14 protein-coding genes and 2 pseudogenes are annotated in these 15,217 nt (G+C 33.5%); 7 read left to right on the top strand and 9 right to left on the bottom strand.

What is annotated here, in order from left to right:
* Nucleotides 1-18: 18 nt before the first annotated feature.
* Both Y7E_RS0112485 and Y7E_RS0112480 read right to left on the bottom strand, forming a co-directional pair.
* Complete coding sequence (locus tag Y7E_RS0112485) at nt 19-1,425, bottom strand: serine hydrolase domain-containing protein (RefSeq protein ID WP_161603949.1); 1,407 nt, start codon at nt 1,423-1,425, stop codon at nt 19-21.
* Nucleotides 1,426-1,496: 71 nt separating this feature from the next.
* Entirely contained in the window at nt 1,497-6,062 is a 4,566-nt protein-coding gene (locus Y7E_RS0112480; RefSeq protein WP_237741368.1) for a non-ribosomal peptide synthetase, read from the bottom strand.
* A gap of 249 nt (nt 6,063-6,311) precedes the next feature.
* Between Y7E_RS0112480 and Y7E_RS0112475 the strand changes: the two genes are divergently transcribed.
* Both Y7E_RS0112475 and Y7E_RS0112470 read left to right on the top strand, forming a co-directional pair.
* The gene (locus Y7E_RS0112475) at nt 6,312-6,590 is read left to right on the top strand and encodes a hypothetical protein (protein ID WP_017151588.1); all 279 of its coding nucleotides are present in this window, start codon (nt 6,312-6,314) and stop codon (nt 6,588-6,590) included.
* A 238-nt stretch (nt 6,591-6,828) separates the two neighbouring features.
* Nucleotides 6,829-7,530: a 4'-phosphopantetheinyl transferase family protein gene (locus Y7E_RS0112470; RefSeq protein ID WP_017151587.1), complete on the top strand. Its 702-nt coding sequence runs from the start codon at nt 6,829-6,831 to the stop codon at nt 7,528-7,530.
* Nucleotides 7,531-7,598: 68 nt separating this feature from the next.
* Here the strand turns inward: Y7E_RS0112470 and Y7E_RS0112465 are convergent, their stop codons facing one another.
* Nucleotides 7,599-7,793: a hypothetical protein gene (locus Y7E_RS0112465; protein WP_017151586.1), complete on the bottom strand. Its 195-nt coding sequence runs from the start codon at nt 7,791-7,793 to the stop codon at nt 7,599-7,601.
* 226 nt (nt 7,794-8,019) lie between these two features.
* Here Y7E_RS0112465 and Y7E_RS34755 point away from each other — a divergent pair, with 226 nt between their 5' ends.
* The 3 genes from Y7E_RS34755 to Y7E_RS34880 all read left to right on the top strand — a co-directional run bounded on the left by Y7E_RS34755 (nt 8,020) and on the right by Y7E_RS34880 (nt 9,502).
* Nucleotides 8,020-8,154: a hypothetical protein gene (locus tag Y7E_RS34755; RefSeq protein WP_272942952.1), complete on the top strand. Its 135-nt coding sequence runs from the start codon at nt 8,020-8,022 to the stop codon at nt 8,152-8,154.
* A gap of 66 nt (nt 8,155-8,220) precedes the next feature.
* Nucleotides 8,221-9,408 (top strand): sigma 54-interacting transcriptional regulator, encoded by a 1,188-nt coding sequence (locus tag Y7E_RS29610; RefSeq protein WP_017151584.1) that lies wholly within the window; start codon nt 8,221-8,223, stop codon nt 9,406-9,408.
* Nucleotides 9,380-9,502 (top strand): hypothetical protein, encoded by a 123-nt coding sequence (locus Y7E_RS34880; protein ID WP_017151583.1) that lies wholly within the window; start codon nt 9,380-9,382, stop codon nt 9,500-9,502. Before Y7E_RS29610 ends, Y7E_RS34880 begins: the two co-directional genes overlap by 29 nt.
* Before the next feature lie 324 nt (nt 9,503-9,826).
* On the opposite strand, the gene Y7E_RS0112455 is transcribed toward Y7E_RS34880, so the two are convergent.
* The gene (locus Y7E_RS0112455; protein ID WP_017151582.1) at nt 9,827-10,387 is read right to left on the bottom strand and encodes a GNAT family N-acetyltransferase; all 561 of its coding nucleotides are present in this window, start codon (nt 10,385-10,387) and stop codon (nt 9,827-9,829) included.
* Nucleotides 10,388-10,780: 393 nt separating this feature from the next.
* On the opposite strand from Y7E_RS0112455, the gene Y7E_RS0112450 reads away from it, so the two are divergent.
* The gene (locus tag Y7E_RS0112450) at nt 10,781-11,872 is read left to right on the top strand and encodes a DUF3626 domain-containing protein (RefSeq protein WP_017151581.1); all 1,092 of its coding nucleotides are present in this window, start codon (nt 10,781-10,783) and stop codon (nt 11,870-11,872) included.
* A 70-nt stretch (nt 11,873-11,942) separates the two neighbouring features.
* Here Y7E_RS0112450 and Y7E_RS34750 read toward each other — a convergent pair whose 3' ends face one another.
* Nucleotides 11,943-12,077, bottom strand: a complete 135-nt coding sequence (locus tag Y7E_RS34750; protein ID WP_017151580.1) for a hypothetical protein — start codon at nt 12,075-12,077, stop codon at nt 11,943-11,945.
* Between the two features lie 19 nt (nt 12,078-12,096).
* A pseudogene (locus Y7E_RS0112440) lies at nt 12,097-12,420 on the bottom strand (IS1595 family transposase); the annotation flags it as partial.
* Here Y7E_RS0112440 and Y7E_RS31655 point away from each other — a divergent pair.
* A pseudogene (locus tag Y7E_RS31655) lies at nt 12,416-12,838 on the top strand (DUF817 family protein); the annotation flags it as partial. The pseudogenes Y7E_RS0112440 and Y7E_RS31655 overlap by 5 nt on opposite strands.
* A 47-nt stretch (nt 12,839-12,885) precedes the next feature.
* Here the strand turns inward: Y7E_RS31655 and Y7E_RS0112435 are convergent.
* From Y7E_RS0112435 to Y7E_RS0112425, 3 genes are all read right to left on the bottom strand, one after another.
* Complete coding sequence (locus Y7E_RS0112435; RefSeq protein WP_017151578.1) at nt 12,886-13,368, bottom strand: DUF2690 domain-containing protein; 483 nt, start codon at nt 13,366-13,368, stop codon at nt 12,886-12,888.
* A gap of 47 nt (nt 13,369-13,415) precedes the next feature.
* Complete coding sequence (locus tag Y7E_RS0112430) at nt 13,416-13,937, bottom strand: DUF2690 domain-containing protein (RefSeq protein ID WP_017151577.1); 522 nt, start codon at nt 13,935-13,937, stop codon at nt 13,416-13,418.
* A 341-nt stretch (nt 13,938-14,278) separates the two neighbouring features.
* Entirely contained in the window at nt 14,279-15,175 is an 897-nt protein-coding gene (locus tag Y7E_RS0112425) for a LysR family transcriptional regulator (protein WP_026049188.1), read from the bottom strand.
* Between the last annotated feature and the right edge of the window lie 42 nt (nt 15,176-15,217).

Raw genomic sequence — 15,217 nt, 5'->3', positions numbered from 1 at the left:
TACTTTACCCCTTTTGGTTTATATTTTAGTGAAACTTTTGATAATTCTAAATACACAACCATCTATGAGCATTACATAAAAACCAATAGATAAATAACGAAGTGAATAAGGCCCCCATATCAAAATCAAATCCCAGGGCAAACCTTTAAAGAAAACTTGCGAGATCAAACTCGGTATCAAGAAACCTAATATCAAAACAAAAAGCCACATTGCTATCGATAAAACTACTCGGCGGTTTAGTACCTGCCACCCTCTTATTCCTCGGTGCATTTCTTTTATAAAAACGAATGCACGATACGTGATGATAAAATTAACAAATATACATAATGTAAATACAATCACAGATAACGCGTCGATGAATTGAAAAGGATCAGTCATATTACTGTTTGCTTTTTCATTCGCTACTGTATGCAACACTTTCCTGGCTGCCAGCTCTGTATAAGCACTGTTCATATTTGCTAGAACACCAATAGCTAGGTTCTCTTCCGGCCGGATGATGAAAAAAGACGAATAATTGGGATTAGAACCTCCATGAAAAAGTTCTTGCGTATGGTGTTTATCCTTTTTTATATACCACCCGTAGTTATAGTACACTCCATACTCCTCTGTTCTAACTTTCAAATCCGGTTCATGACTCTTTTTTATAATTGAATTGTTTTCGTTTAATTGATACTGAAGCCATTTTGCCAGATCATTTGCATTCATAATGATATAGCCTGCTGGTGTATTTCCTTTATATTCAGGTGCTTCGTATGCACTGGCTTTAAAAAAATTCAGTTTAAAACCTTCTGCAAATTCGTCTTTATATACATCCTGCCTTCCTGCATACGTACGTGACAAATTGAGTGGTTTAAAAATCTGCTCAGTTATATATTCTTCATACGTCTGCCTTGAAATTTTTTGGATGATATAACCTAGTACGTCATAATTAATAGTAGCGTATTGAAATGCAGTTCCTGGCTTACGATCGAGTTCAATCCCATTGATATTCTCGACTGTGTGCTGTAAAGCTTTTTCACTAGAATCCGCTTTTATACGAGCAATGGATGATAAAGGAATACCACTTGTATGATGAATCAATTGTTCAATTGTTATTTCTTGTTTTTCCCCATGGTACATAGCATGAAATCCTGGTATATATCGACTAACAGGTGCTTTTAAATCGATTTGCTCATTCTGAGCGAGCGTTAAGATTGCCAATGAAGTGAACGCTTTCGATGTGGACCCTAGCTCAAACAATGTTGAACTAGTAACCATTTTATTACTATGGTCATTTATGTGACCAATCCCCTTGCTATAAATGACGGTATCTCCTTTAACAACAACAACTGACATACCTGGAATCTTACTTTTTTTCATTTGTTGTTCAATAATTTGATCCAATGCATTGTAATCATTTTTCGCACTACCCACATCAGCATTCATCACAATAACCAATAAACAGAGAGTACATATTATCCAAACCTTTAATATAGAAGGTAATTTTTCAGCTCTCATTACCTAAACAATGAATCCATTTCTTCTAAAGATATAGAGGCTGTCTCAAAATCGGATGGTGTAAACTCGGTATAATTCTTCTCACAGCAATGGTTTGTTATTAGCTCCAGCTGATACAGCAGTTCATCCATTAATTCCTCCATCTGCTGAATTTCATACGTGTGGTGGCTGAATGCCAAATTAAAAGTAAGTTGTTGATTATGAATACTTGCAGTTAGATCCAAATGTGTAGTCAGTTGATTTTCTGGCGAAGACTCATTTCCAGAATTTAAATATGATATACTGTAACCACATTTATCAGTTAACATTTGATCAATTTCTCCTAAATAATTAAATCTTAATTCTGGTTTTTGATGAGGAAGAAACTGATTGTTTAAGTAAGCCAAAATACCATAGCCCATCCCTTTTCGCGGAATCTGTCTGAATGTTTCTTTTACAGAACGTATATGTGCCGATAAACTCTGCTCCACACTGAAATTAGCAGGAAACATTGTAGTAAACCACCCTAACGTTCTTGAAAAATCCATATTCCCTTCCATCTGATCTCTACCGTGCCCCTCTAATTCTAATGAGACGATATTTTGACTTGTACATTGATGACAAGCACGTGTTAGAGCCGCAAGCAGCAGTTCATAAATTTGCGTTTGATAAGCTCTATTCGCTGTACTTAGAAGCTTCTCAGTCATACTTAAATCTAATTTCCGTTGCATTTTCATACTATCTTTTACTTTTTCCTCTCCTTTATTTTGATTATATAAAAGCTGGATGCGTTTCACTTCTTTTAGCCAATATGCCTGCTCACTTAATAATTCTTCAGATTTAGCTAATTCATTTACCTTCTCCGCAAATACTTGGTATGAATGAGTTTTTAAAGGCACTCTCCATGTTTCACCCTTACGAATAGCATTATAAATATTCAGAAAATCTTCTATAAAAACTTGCCAAGATACACCATCAACAATAAGATGATGTGCTGTGAACAGCACCATAGTTTTATTTTTCGTTTTAATTAATCCAATTTTCAATAAAGTATCACTATATATGTCCATAGTTTCTCTTAATTGTGGTCCAAGTCGCTTTATTTCCTCATCTACTTGATCCTCAGTTAACAAGGATAAGTCATAACTTTTTATTTCTATATCCTGCATAGCGTTGTCATAATAAAGTCTATTATTTTTGGTTTTTACCTTTATCCTTAATGCATCATGATGATTTGAAAGAATCTGTACAACTTCTTTTACTTCAGCCTCTCTTATTATATTTTCCGAAGATAACATAACAGATTGATGCCAAAAAGCAGGTTGATTCAAACCTAAACACCAAAACCATTTTGTAATAGGCGTTTCCATTACTTCCCCTTCTGTTTGTGCTTGTGGAATTTCCCTTACTGGTTGATTTTCCACAACACTTGCTAGCTCTTTGAATACGGGATAAGTAAAAATGTCGTTTGTTTTTAAATACAATCCTTTTTCTTTTAATTTAGATACATATTGGATAGCTTTAATTGAATCTCCGCCTATTTGATAGAAATGATCCTCTAACTTAATATTCTGTCGCCCCAGCACTTCTTGTGCAATTTCTAACAAAAGACCCTCTAATGCTTTTTGTTGGTTGTTCAATTCAAGATGACTACCCAAATGCTTTAAATCTGGAGTTGGCAGTGCACCTCTATTTATTTTTCCATTTTGTGTCAAAGGGAGCCTGTCTACAGGAACAAAATAGGATGGAATCATAAAAGCAGGAAGCAACCTCGCAAGTTTTTTTCTTAAAAGAAAGGTTGTTGATTCTTCCGTCTGTACAATATATGCCACCAACTGTTTTTGCTTATGTTCATTATCAAACGCCACAACTACAGCTTCTTCAATTTCATTCAAAGAAAGTAATGTCAATTCAATTTCATCTAATTCTATTCGATAGCCTCGTATTTTAACTTGGTTATCTTTCCTTCCTAAATATTCAATTTTTCCATTTTCCAATCTTTTCCCGAGATCTCCTGTTTTATACATCCTTTTGCCCGTAACAAATGGATTTTCCATAAAATTTTGTTCCTGTAAATTTAGTCGTTTCCAATACCCTTTTCCTATTCCATCTCCTGAAATAAACACTTCACCAATTTCCCCTGGCATTACTGGCTGACGCAACTCATCTAAAAGGTAAATCTCCGTATTTTGAATAGGCAAACCGATTGGAACTGATTTATGTAAATCCGTATTTACATCATATTTATGAATCATACATCCCACTGTAGCTTCAGTCGGTCCGTATTCATTAAAAATTGTGATTTGGTTCTTTCCTGCTTCTACTATTTTTTTTGCTAAATCCGTTGATAACTGCTCTCCCCCAACAATTAATCTCTTAACACTGGATTTTGATATATCACAATCTTTTAGTAAAGATAAATGTGCAGGTGTTAATTTGATCACTGTCGTTTTATTTTCTCTAAATATGCGTTGAATAACGAACTCTGTTGTATCTTCTTGTCTATAAATAACAATTTTATTCCCTGTTATTAAAGGCGTAAATATAGAAGTAACTGTTAAATCAAATGAAATGGATGAATATAAGGCAAAACTATCTTCATGAGATGTTATATAATTTTTAGAGGAGGATGTAATATAATTCACAAGATTTTGATGTGCAATAATAACCCCTTTAGGCTGGCCAGTAGACCCTGAGGTATAAATCATATATGCAGTATCTGTTGGGGAATTTATTGTATGCAAGTATCCCGCGTCATATGGTGTAAAAATACTCAACTCAAAGCGAATAATATTTCCACTGAATGTACAGTTTTTTATCTGCTCTACGGTTGAATCTGTTACAAGAAAAGTTGATTCACTATCTTCTAATATAAAATCCATACGCTCTACAGGATAATCAGGGTCAATGGGTACATAAGCACCACCCGCTTTTAAAATCCCAAGCAGCAAAGCAATCATTTCTGGAGAATGATTCATACAAACTGCAACAAAATCGTTACGCTTTAAGCCTTTTTCTAAAAAATAACGGGCGATTTTATTTGAATATTCTTCTAATTCCTGGTAAGATAACACTTTATTTTGATCTTCAATTGCTATCTTATTTGAATGTAATCTTACCTGTTCTTTAAATAGCTCATAAATAACTTTTTCTTTAGGATAATCAGTTTTCGTCTGATTCCACTCATAGATTTCTTCTTCTAACTCATGATTATTTAAAAGGGATATATCCTTCATACAAATTTCAGGATTCTGTAAAACATTTTCAATTAATATATTTAAGCGTTCATTTAGAAGATCTATCTCGTCTTCCCTATAGTCTAATTGCTTATAATCAAACTGGAGTTCTATAGTCCCGCTCTTATCCCATTCCTTTATCACAATTTGTAAGGAATACGGTTGATATCCGTTATAAAGTTCAATGTATTCTACTGAGTTCCCATCAATATCAGATACCATATTAGTACTATATGAATTAATATAGATTTGAAAAAGCTGTTCATAACCTTCTTTAGCTAACTGTAATTCTTTTACAAGTACGTCATATGGATAACGCTGATGTTGAAAATATTTTAAGTATGTTTTATTGATTTCTAATAAAAAAGTTGAAAAGGGTAAATTTAAATTTATCTTTTTTCTAAATGGCATTGTACTAACAGTCATTCCTGCTGTTGCCTTTTCCTTATTCCCTGACCTATTAAGAACAGGTGTTCCTATAATTAAATCATTTTGAGCAGATGCTTTACTTAAATAACAGAATACCGCGGCTGTAAATAGTGCATTAAGAGAGCATCCCTGTTCTTTTATGAACTGATAAATCTTTTTTGATTGGACAGCACCAATTTTGAATGTCTTTCGATTCCCATTAATTTGCTCAGAACTTTTCTGCAAATAGATTCCTTTCAAATCTGAAAATTCGTTCTTCCAAAAATCTTCATCTTTCTTAAATCGTGAAGATTCCATATATTTTTTTTCTTTTTCACCCCAGATATAATAATTGTCGGATTTTTCAATGGGATTTTTTTCTTCTACGAGTTGCATATAAAGTTTCTCAATTTTATCAATAATAATTTTCATTGACCATCCATCAGCAATAATATGATGACACTTGATAAGATAACCACATGTATTTTCATCAATCTTTAGTACAGCAAATTTAACAAGCGGATTTTCCAAAAACAAGAATGGTTGTTGAAATTCTCTTTCGGCCCATTGTAACATGCTTTCTTTCGGGCACTCATCGCTAGAAAAATCGTAGAATGGAATCTTTATATGATTATTTTTTTTAATATATTGTAAGACCTCCCCATCCTTACTAGTTAAATGGACTCTTAATGCCTCTGTTGTTTGAATACACGACTGAATTGCTTGCTCTAAATACATAAGATTTAGTTTTCCTGTTATTTGAATAATGCCGCCAATATGGTTTATAGGAATCTCTGGATAAAAATATTCAATGTTAAGTATTCTTTTTTGAGGGTGTGTCAACGGAATATATTGTAATTCGACAACCAAAAATGCCACCTCTTTCTTCAAAATGTAACCTGACATTATTGAACCATATTGTTCTAATATTGTACATTTCATTTCCACTTTTCTCTATATTTCTCAAGTTTCCTGTGGATACTTTTGTTCATTATTAAGACTTAGGGCATTTATATAGAGTAAAATTCCCCTTCCAATCTTTATCATTGGGATTTTTTATTTCAACCAATATATACCTTTATTTTTTTACCTTTCATGATAAAATGTAATTGATTTTTATACTCAAAAAATATTTTAAATTATCAGTCTTTTTAACTTGAATATCTATAACGGAATTTGGGGGAAAGCGGGATGGGAATACATACAAAAAAATTTATTAATAATTTAGAACAAAAAATAACATTTTGCCTGGGGAGAGTATTAAGATCCTTACAATATGATGAAAAACATACATCTAACCAAGTCATTCAAAATATTATAAACGATATCAATATAATGATGAGCTTAATTGAGGTTTATATGGTTATAGAAGAAGAATCTATCAAAGAATTAAAACATCTTCATACCCAACTAATTGAGACCCGATCCTATATTGAAACGGAATACGAGAGATTACAAGTGAGCAGTTAAAAAAAAGAATTAAAATATATTAGGATGTATATTAATTTGATTCATTCTTGAAATTGTATATAATCATCAACTACTAAACAAAGTTTTTTTAATCATTACTAAACCCTGTATATGTATATTAATGAACGAAATAACGAGGTTACGGATAGTACATGAAACAATTATGGTATGTCATCTATATATAAATTTGTGGCGTATTTAAATAATAATGGTGAGATAAAAGAAAAGAGGCAAGTTTATGGAGATATATGCAGTTAAAATTCTTGATATAACTAATGAGCAATTAAACACCCTCAGTTTATTAATTGACACTAAAAAAAGAAATAGAATTGAAAAATTTATAAAAAAAAGAGATAAACTTAGAGCTTTAATTGGGGAAATATTACTAAGATCAGTAATTAATCAAAAGTTCAATATTCATCATAAAGATATCATGTTTTGCAAAAATAATTACGGAAAACCATATTTAAAGAATCATCCCACTATTTCATTTAATCTATCTCATTCCGGAGATTTTGTTGTATGTGTATTTGATAATCATCCTGTAGGAATTGATATTGAAAAGATAAAAATTATTGAGTACATTAGTTTAGCTAAAAAATTTTTTACAAAAAAAGAATACAACTATATAATGAAAGGTGATTTCCGACAACAACTAGATAAATTTTATGATATATGGACGTTAAAAGAGAGCTTTATTAAATGTTGTGGTAAAGGTTTATCCTTACCCTTAAACTCTTTTTCTGTTGAAATATATGGATGCAACGACATCAAATTAGTTACAGATAGTAGTTCCGCAAAATATACTCTTCAAATTTTAGAAATAGATCCCGAATATAAAATGTCTATGTGTACATTACATACAGATATTACATCTAACATAATAATTTTAAATCAAAATGAATTGATTAATAAATATTGCGAAATCTATACAAAATAATATATATACTAATAATGGGTATTGGTTCTAGTGAAAATACATAATAAAGAATGAAAAAAATATGCTACCTAACGGATTTGCATCTTATTCCAAAAATCCAAACAATTACTGAATGGATTTTCTCTCATTTTGAGCAGACTCACCTTATAAATCTTGTCGTCTTTTTGAATCATTCGCATCATCTTGATTCCAATAACCATCTTTTTTATTGTCTGAAACGTTTTCAATCCAAGCGCATTACGAATCCATTTTCTCTTGCTCATAAAATTCTTTTTATAACTCAACAGCTTGTATTTTTATAAGCATTCATATATTAACCTAAATCCCCCACGACGAATCGTGAATAAAGCCTTTGATTTATATTAATACTCCTGTTAACTTGTAGGATGGTGATAGGTTATTTTTAGTGTGAGTTTTCTGAATTTTCAGGGTGTAATTTTTATAAATTCGATTCAACTGAATCGTTTTCGAATCAACTCTGCTCAAGTATTGATGGACCTTGAATCATTTTCGATGCAAAAAGATTGGATTCATACGACATTTAAAGAAGAGATAAGTAATGAAGCAAGATATATTGAACATCGAACCGGAATATTTCTGCAAAATCATGAACTATCTAAATAAACCTATTTACATAACCGATAAGAACGGAACGACTCTTTTTGTCAGCGATATGAGCTGCAAGCTGTTTTGGAAAAAAAAGAGGAGTTAATCGGAAGAAGCGTCTTTGAATTAGAAAAAGAGGGGGTTTTCAAGCCATCTGTGACAAAAATGGTGTTGGATAAGAAACAAAATGTCAACGTTATCCAACATTTCGGCGATGGAAAAGGAGTGGCAACAGGACATCTCATTTTGGATGAGCATGGTGAACCCAAATATGCAATCGCTTTTGGTTATGACATTCCGGATTTCGACGATTACTGTTCCAAAATTAAAATTGAAGAATTGGAATCTGCTCTTCGGTTTTATTTACACGAATTGCAAAAGCTCAAAGCAAAACTTGTAAGAACCAAAGAAGTCCCTCCTTTTATCGGACAAAGCAGGGTCCATGACATACTCAAGGAAACGATTGAAAAAGTGGCAGGCGTGAAAACGACCGTTCTCATTACAGGTAAGACAGACGTTGGAAAAACGCTTATAGCTGAACGTATTCATGATTTAAGTGAACGAAAAGACCGTCTGTTTATCCATCTTAATTGTGCGGCGATTCCGGAATCACTTCTGGAATCCGAACTATTTGGCTACAAAAAAGGGGCGTTCACAGGAACAAATGCAAACGGAAAAGCTGGGCTTGTCAAGCTTGCAGAGAAAGGCTCCCTTTTCTTGGACGAGATCGGTGACCTCCCCCTTCATTTACAACCAAAACTCCTTCAATTGCTGCAAAATAAAACGTACATGCCCATTGGAGCTTCCGACACGGTAAAAGCCGATGTGCGTATCATCACCGATACCAATTGCAATTTGGAGGATATGGTCAAAGAAGGGAAATTCCGGGCTGATTTATATTATCGACTCCATATTTTGCCGATTCATGTTCCGCCGCTTCGTGAGCGGAAGGAAGACATCTTTTATCTCCTTCAACATAATTTGAAGAGATTTAATTTCTTACATGACCATAAACGAATATTTTCCACAAAAGTGGTCGAAATGCTGCAAAACTATCGTTTGCCCGGGAATGTACGCGAATTGGAAAACATAGTTGAGCAGCTCGTCATTATGGCAAAAGGAGATGAAATTTCCATTGATGATTTACCAAAATGCTTGGTCGATTCAGCCTTTGAACAAGAGGTTCCCATCTTTCCAAATAAAGGAATTTTTTTACATGAGGTTTTGGAAAGAGTCGAAAAAAATGATCACACATGCATTCCATCATTATAAAACAACCCGTGAGGCAGCAAAAGTACTAGGCGTTTCCCAGTCATTATTCATGCGTAGGCTAGCGAAATATGCGATTATGAAAGAAGAGAACTAAGCAGGAACGAAAATTGAGCAGGGGGCCCCGTCCAATCGCTTCGCTATCAAGCTAACAAAACAAATGTCATCCCCTTAACACCCTTTAATTGAATTTTAGATTGATACTTGTAATTAATTATCAATCTAAAATTCATTAAATCGAAATCTGAGAATCCGTTTTTCTACATTACCTCTATATTAATTTTATAAACAACCTTATTGTCATAACCGAAGCGATTCCATAAAAAAGAAATCTAACAAGCTATAAAGCCACTAGATTTCTCTTTTGTTTTTCTTTATATTTCGCATGAATGGTCAGTTCACTTTATTATCCCTATTCAAATTATTTTTGCATTGTTATCCATTCACTTCGCAATATCCCCATTATGATACGATCAAAGCTCTTTCCATCTCGCTGGACAGCTTTTCTCATACATCCCTCTACCTTAAATCCAACCTTTTTATACACTTCAATTGCTGGTTTATTATATGAAATAACATCGAGTCCTACACGATGTAAGTTTAATTCATGGAAAGCATATTTCAAAATAAGGCGTAATCCTTCCGTACCATACCCCTTACCTCTATAATTTTTATCACCTATACCAATTGCTAGCAAGCCCGTTCTATTATTCCACTCTATGCTATGAAGCGCCACAAAACCAATTAAAATATCATCTTGAATTGTTCTTAGCATAAAAGAAACACCATTTGATTTTCTTCCTTTTAATAGCTCATATTCCTTTATTTCATGTAAAGATTGTGGAACTGCTATATCCGTATCTACATTTCTTAAATACTCACTATCTTCTTGCCAAATAGCCATTCTTTCAACGTCCTCAGCTCTAATTGCTGATAATTTAATATTTTCACCTAGAAAAAGATTATTCACTGTCGTGTTCATTTCAAAAATCCCCCTTTTCAATTATGGGGATAGTTCTGTAATTTATCAGGCCTATCTATCCCCTCGTTCCATAATCTTCACTAAAAATAAGATATTTACAATAAGCGATGACATTGGCACATCTCCTTTGAATATGATTACATTCATTATATATATTTCAGATTATTCATTCAACTAACTATTTAGTCTCCCTGGATGGATGTATGACTAATATTCACTACTTTATCCTTATATTATTAACTATTGACTTTTTATTTTAAAGATTGGCTCTATTAAAGTACAATGTTGATTTTTGCCTTTTTCTTGTTCAACGAAGGTTAATTGCGCAAGAAGGAAAAAACAAACTTTTAATTGAAATTATTAGGGTCATTTTAATGAAAGGAGAGATTGTTCATGGAATTATCAAGGTCTCAACTATTTGCTTTAGAGCATATTACAAAGTATGCAAGGAACCATAAACATGAGGCTAAAGCAACAATTAATCATATACTTAAAATGTCTAATATCTCGGATAAAATATTTGAAAATGCTGTCGCTAATTTAAAGTCTCACGCAAGGATTGGTCTACATTTTCATCCAGATAGACTAGATTCGACTATGAAAAGCGTTGCTGAAGCACTGCTTGAACAGGGAATATATAAGAGCCAGTTTGAAACATTTTTATCTAACGGCAGCGTATCCGCTTACCCTGGTGGTGAACGCGACCTTTGGGAGAAGAGAATTTTTGGAGGAGCATATCAACTAGAGGGCGCAACCAATAACCAACGGCCTAAATATGGAGCACTAAATTTGATGTTACATCCAAATGGGCCTGCTCCACGTTTTGGATCATGCTATTTTCTTCTATCTCCTAAGGTCTCTTATCGTTCCACATACACGTATTTAGATTCGCATCAAGACCCAAAAGAAAAGGGTACTTATGAAGAGTTTGACATCATTTTGGCTGCTCTCTTGGAAGAGGCGTTCTTTAGAGATTTTGCAATCGGTGAAAGAAATCTGACGCCGGCAAAATTAATCAATCATTTGCTGGTTAATCTGGAAAATCCGTTTACGGACCTAGCAAACAAAGAGCCAAACCGTAATCTTAACCACTATATTGAAGCCCAGGTTCATGGGGATATTTCTCTTAAAGAAGACGTGGAAGTGCTTGTTGCAGATCCTTCATTCAAGGACACTCATGTAGGGAGAACCTTAGAACAAATGTGCCTTAAGTATTCCATTGATCTTTATTGGCACATGGGCTTTGTACTTATGGTAGACGAGGTTCCTGCGGATTTTAGAGGTTCAACAATGCCTTCCTTGGCAAGACACATTGCACGAAATAATTTTATCGATGCGAACATAATTGGATCTGCTGTAATGGACTTGAAACGCGATCCAGTATCTTGGAGCGATCGCGGAACTTATAAGGAGGTGCTTCAGGAACTAAAACTATTGTGGCACGTTTTAGTGAGATATGGAAAGCCAAATCGAAAATTGAACTAAAGGTTGCATTAGTTGAAGAAGAAATATGGGAAATGATAAAACTTTTTTATCAAATTGGCTCTGTTAAATTTTAATGTTGATATTTAGATAAAATTGAAGGGGAACCTTTTTGCAAGGTTTCTATTAAATGTTTGTTGTCTTTTAGGGTTGGCATTTCTTTAATCAACGCAAGTAGTTGCTCATCAACTTTTTCAATATCAGACATCCTTATCACCTTTCCATAATCATAAATTGAATTTTGATAATCTTAAACTATCATAAGTATCCGTCATTTCAAATACAAATGAAGATAGTAGGAATTCCTTAATATTGTGTTTAGTGCTTTCGTTACTACTGCTATCTACAAACAAGAACCAAGCAAGATAATTGTCTAGATACTTTGTAGCCACACCATTAAAACGGTCAATCCATTGCTTCAATCGAGAATGGAGACCATTAACATTTTGAATATGATACAAACCTTTGATCACGTGCTTCCCATCATTTGATTTAATTCGATAATGTTCTATCCCTTTTTCTTTTGCATAGGTTTTGTAAGCCCTCCAAGCATGGAGAAGATTACATTTACAAATGCATAATTGGCCCAAGGCAATATAGACTATACCACTAGGAGCCATAATTTATTTTAATTTTTTTACACACCATTTCTTATATGACTTTCGCTGGGTTTTAACGGTTCTTTTATTTATTGTGTTCTTTCGTACGTTTGTTCAATTTTCTTTGCAAAAAGTTACATACAAAATGCCGCTTTCATTGTCGTTTGTCCTTATTGGATTTTTCATTTGGATTGCTGAAAACATCGCTACCCTCTTTGGCGCATGGCAATATCCGAATCAGCAAAAAACGTGGAGCCCTGTGCACATTGGAAAGATTAGTTCCTAGTTTTTACTCGTTGTCATTAGCATCATGATTGTCGCTCAGCTTAAACATTTGAAAGAACATAAAAACAAGCCAACTTCCATTTAGAAAGTTGGCTTGTTACATTTTACTTTTCTATTAAAGAATGCTAATTTCTAATACCAAATCGTCTCCGCATAATTATAAGCATCACTATTTGGAATCGCATGTTTTCCTTGAGCTTGTGCTTTCCTTGGATCTAAGTCATATACCATAGGCGTATAGCAAGAGGTTTGCCCTTTGTTCACAACACCATTTCCCCCTGCACTTCCGCAAGTGTATGCTTTCCCATCCGTTTGACGAACAATTCTTGCATCTGCTTCATTATCATAAACAGCTGCACGAGTTACAGTTACTTTCGCCCATGCTGTTTTACATGTTGTACTAAATTTTAATTCCACGTATGAGTTTGAATCAATCCATTTCTTTTCTTTCATTACTGCTGATTTATCACAACTATTGTAGTAAGGGCTCTTCCCATCATAGGAATGATTTTCTGCATATGCTTTATTATTCATAATACTAGAGGTACTAAACAAGCCGGTAAAAATAAGAAAAGATAAACAAAGACAGGCTCTAGCTTTCTTTAAAAGCTTCATAGAATTCAGCTCCTTCACAAGTAAAGTCATTATTTTGAAATACTTTATTAGTAACGTGCTGTTTTCCCATAACCATTATTAAACGTAACCCCTTCTGCATCTGCTGTATATCCAAATCCAGCAGTTAAATCAAACACCATTCCTGTATACGTACTTGTTTGTCCTGTTTTAATTGTTCCATTTCCACTATTAGAATCAACGGATTTTTGGAATACCCCGTTTTTATATTTGTTTATAACCGCATACGCATACACGCCTCCGGAAACAGATGGAGCAGGATTATCAAGAACAAGCTTTGACCATGCCGCATGACATTTATTGCTATAACGAAGATAAACCGTCCCAACCTTTTTACCGCCCTCATAAACTGCAGCGGACTTTGCGTTGAATGCATCCGAATCACATGTTGCACTTCCTCCATAAACTTTCGTTGTCGTAGGGTTTTTTCCGTCATAGTAACTACTTAAATCAGAAGCTGCAAATGTACTTTCTTGAAAACCAAACAACACAGCCACACTAGCTGCACTTAGCATACAGATCTTCATGAACTTTTGAAATTTACGTACCATTTTAGATTCCTCCCTCATTTTGTTTTTGCAAAAAAACAATTCAAACTTATGTAGTTCCCTCCTTTCACACTTTCTAGTGGAATCTTATAAAACAGATTTGACTATGTAAATCATCTTAAGATTATTGGAATATATGAAGAATTCTACTTATCACTTTGAAATGAAAACTTGAGAAAATATTTACATTTGTGTTTCTTCATATGAAAATTAACATAACGACTGTCCTTACATACATAGAAAAAAACCGATATTTGTTTTTTTATACAAATATCGGCCTTCTCTTCTTTCAAAACATCTATTATTTATATTTCTTCTTACATGTAAAACAAATATTTCTCCACTTAATACATGCTTCCAATTGACACTCTTGTTACATCTATAAATTGCTGCAGGGGCGAAGTGATCCATTTATCTTTATGCCAAGCAATTTGTGTAAAAATAGGAGCGATTGTATTCTTTAAATCTAATTCTTTCATTTTACCTTCTTGTATATCTTTTTCTACTACCATCGCTGGTAAAACTGCTATACCTAACCCTGCAATTACACATTGTTTAATTGCTTCCACACTAACAAACTCAATTTTATTTATAGGATATACACCTTCTGCACGAAATAACTCTTCAAATATAGTTCGATATGAACAACCAAGCTCTGTTAATAGAAGTGTTTCACTTTCTAAATCTTTTGTAGAAATTATAGATTTCTCAAATAAAGGATGATTAGAAAATGCTACGATTTTCAGTTCTTCTTGAACTAACGACTCTACATGTAAAGCATCTTCTGTTTTACATTCATCTAAAATAAAGGCTAAATCTAGTTTCCCATCCATCAGTTGTTCTTTTACAGCTTCATTTGAATGAGCAGGTTTAAATATCAGTTTTATTTGTGGGAATTTCGACTTAAATTCCTTTAATATTGAAGGAAGCCGATATGTACATTGACTTTCTTGTGCACCAATTACTAATGTACCAGATGTCGTTTCCTCATCTTTCACAACCATTTTCGCTTCATAACTTAGCGCAATCATCTTATCCGCATATACTAGAAACTTTCGTCCTGCTTCGGTCAGAAAAATACGTTTTCCTAATCGTTCGAACAATGCTGTTTCAAGCTCAGCTTCCAATGCTTTTATTTGTGCCGTTACACTTGATTGGACAAAATTCAATATTTTTGCTGTCTGCGTAAAGTTCAAATTTTCAGCCGCTGTTTTGAATGTGATTAATTGTTTTATCTCCACGATACCTGCTCCTTCAAATCGTTTTTTTCGATTGATTCCATC

Origin of the sequence: Bacillus bingmayongensis (assembly GCF_000299035.1) — a bacterium.
Classification (GTDB): domain Bacteria; phylum Bacillota; class Bacilli; order Bacillales; family Bacillaceae_G; genus Bacillus_A; species Bacillus_A bingmayongensis.
Note: the sequence above shows the minus strand (reverse complement) of the source record. Positions and strands in the feature narration are given on the sequence as shown.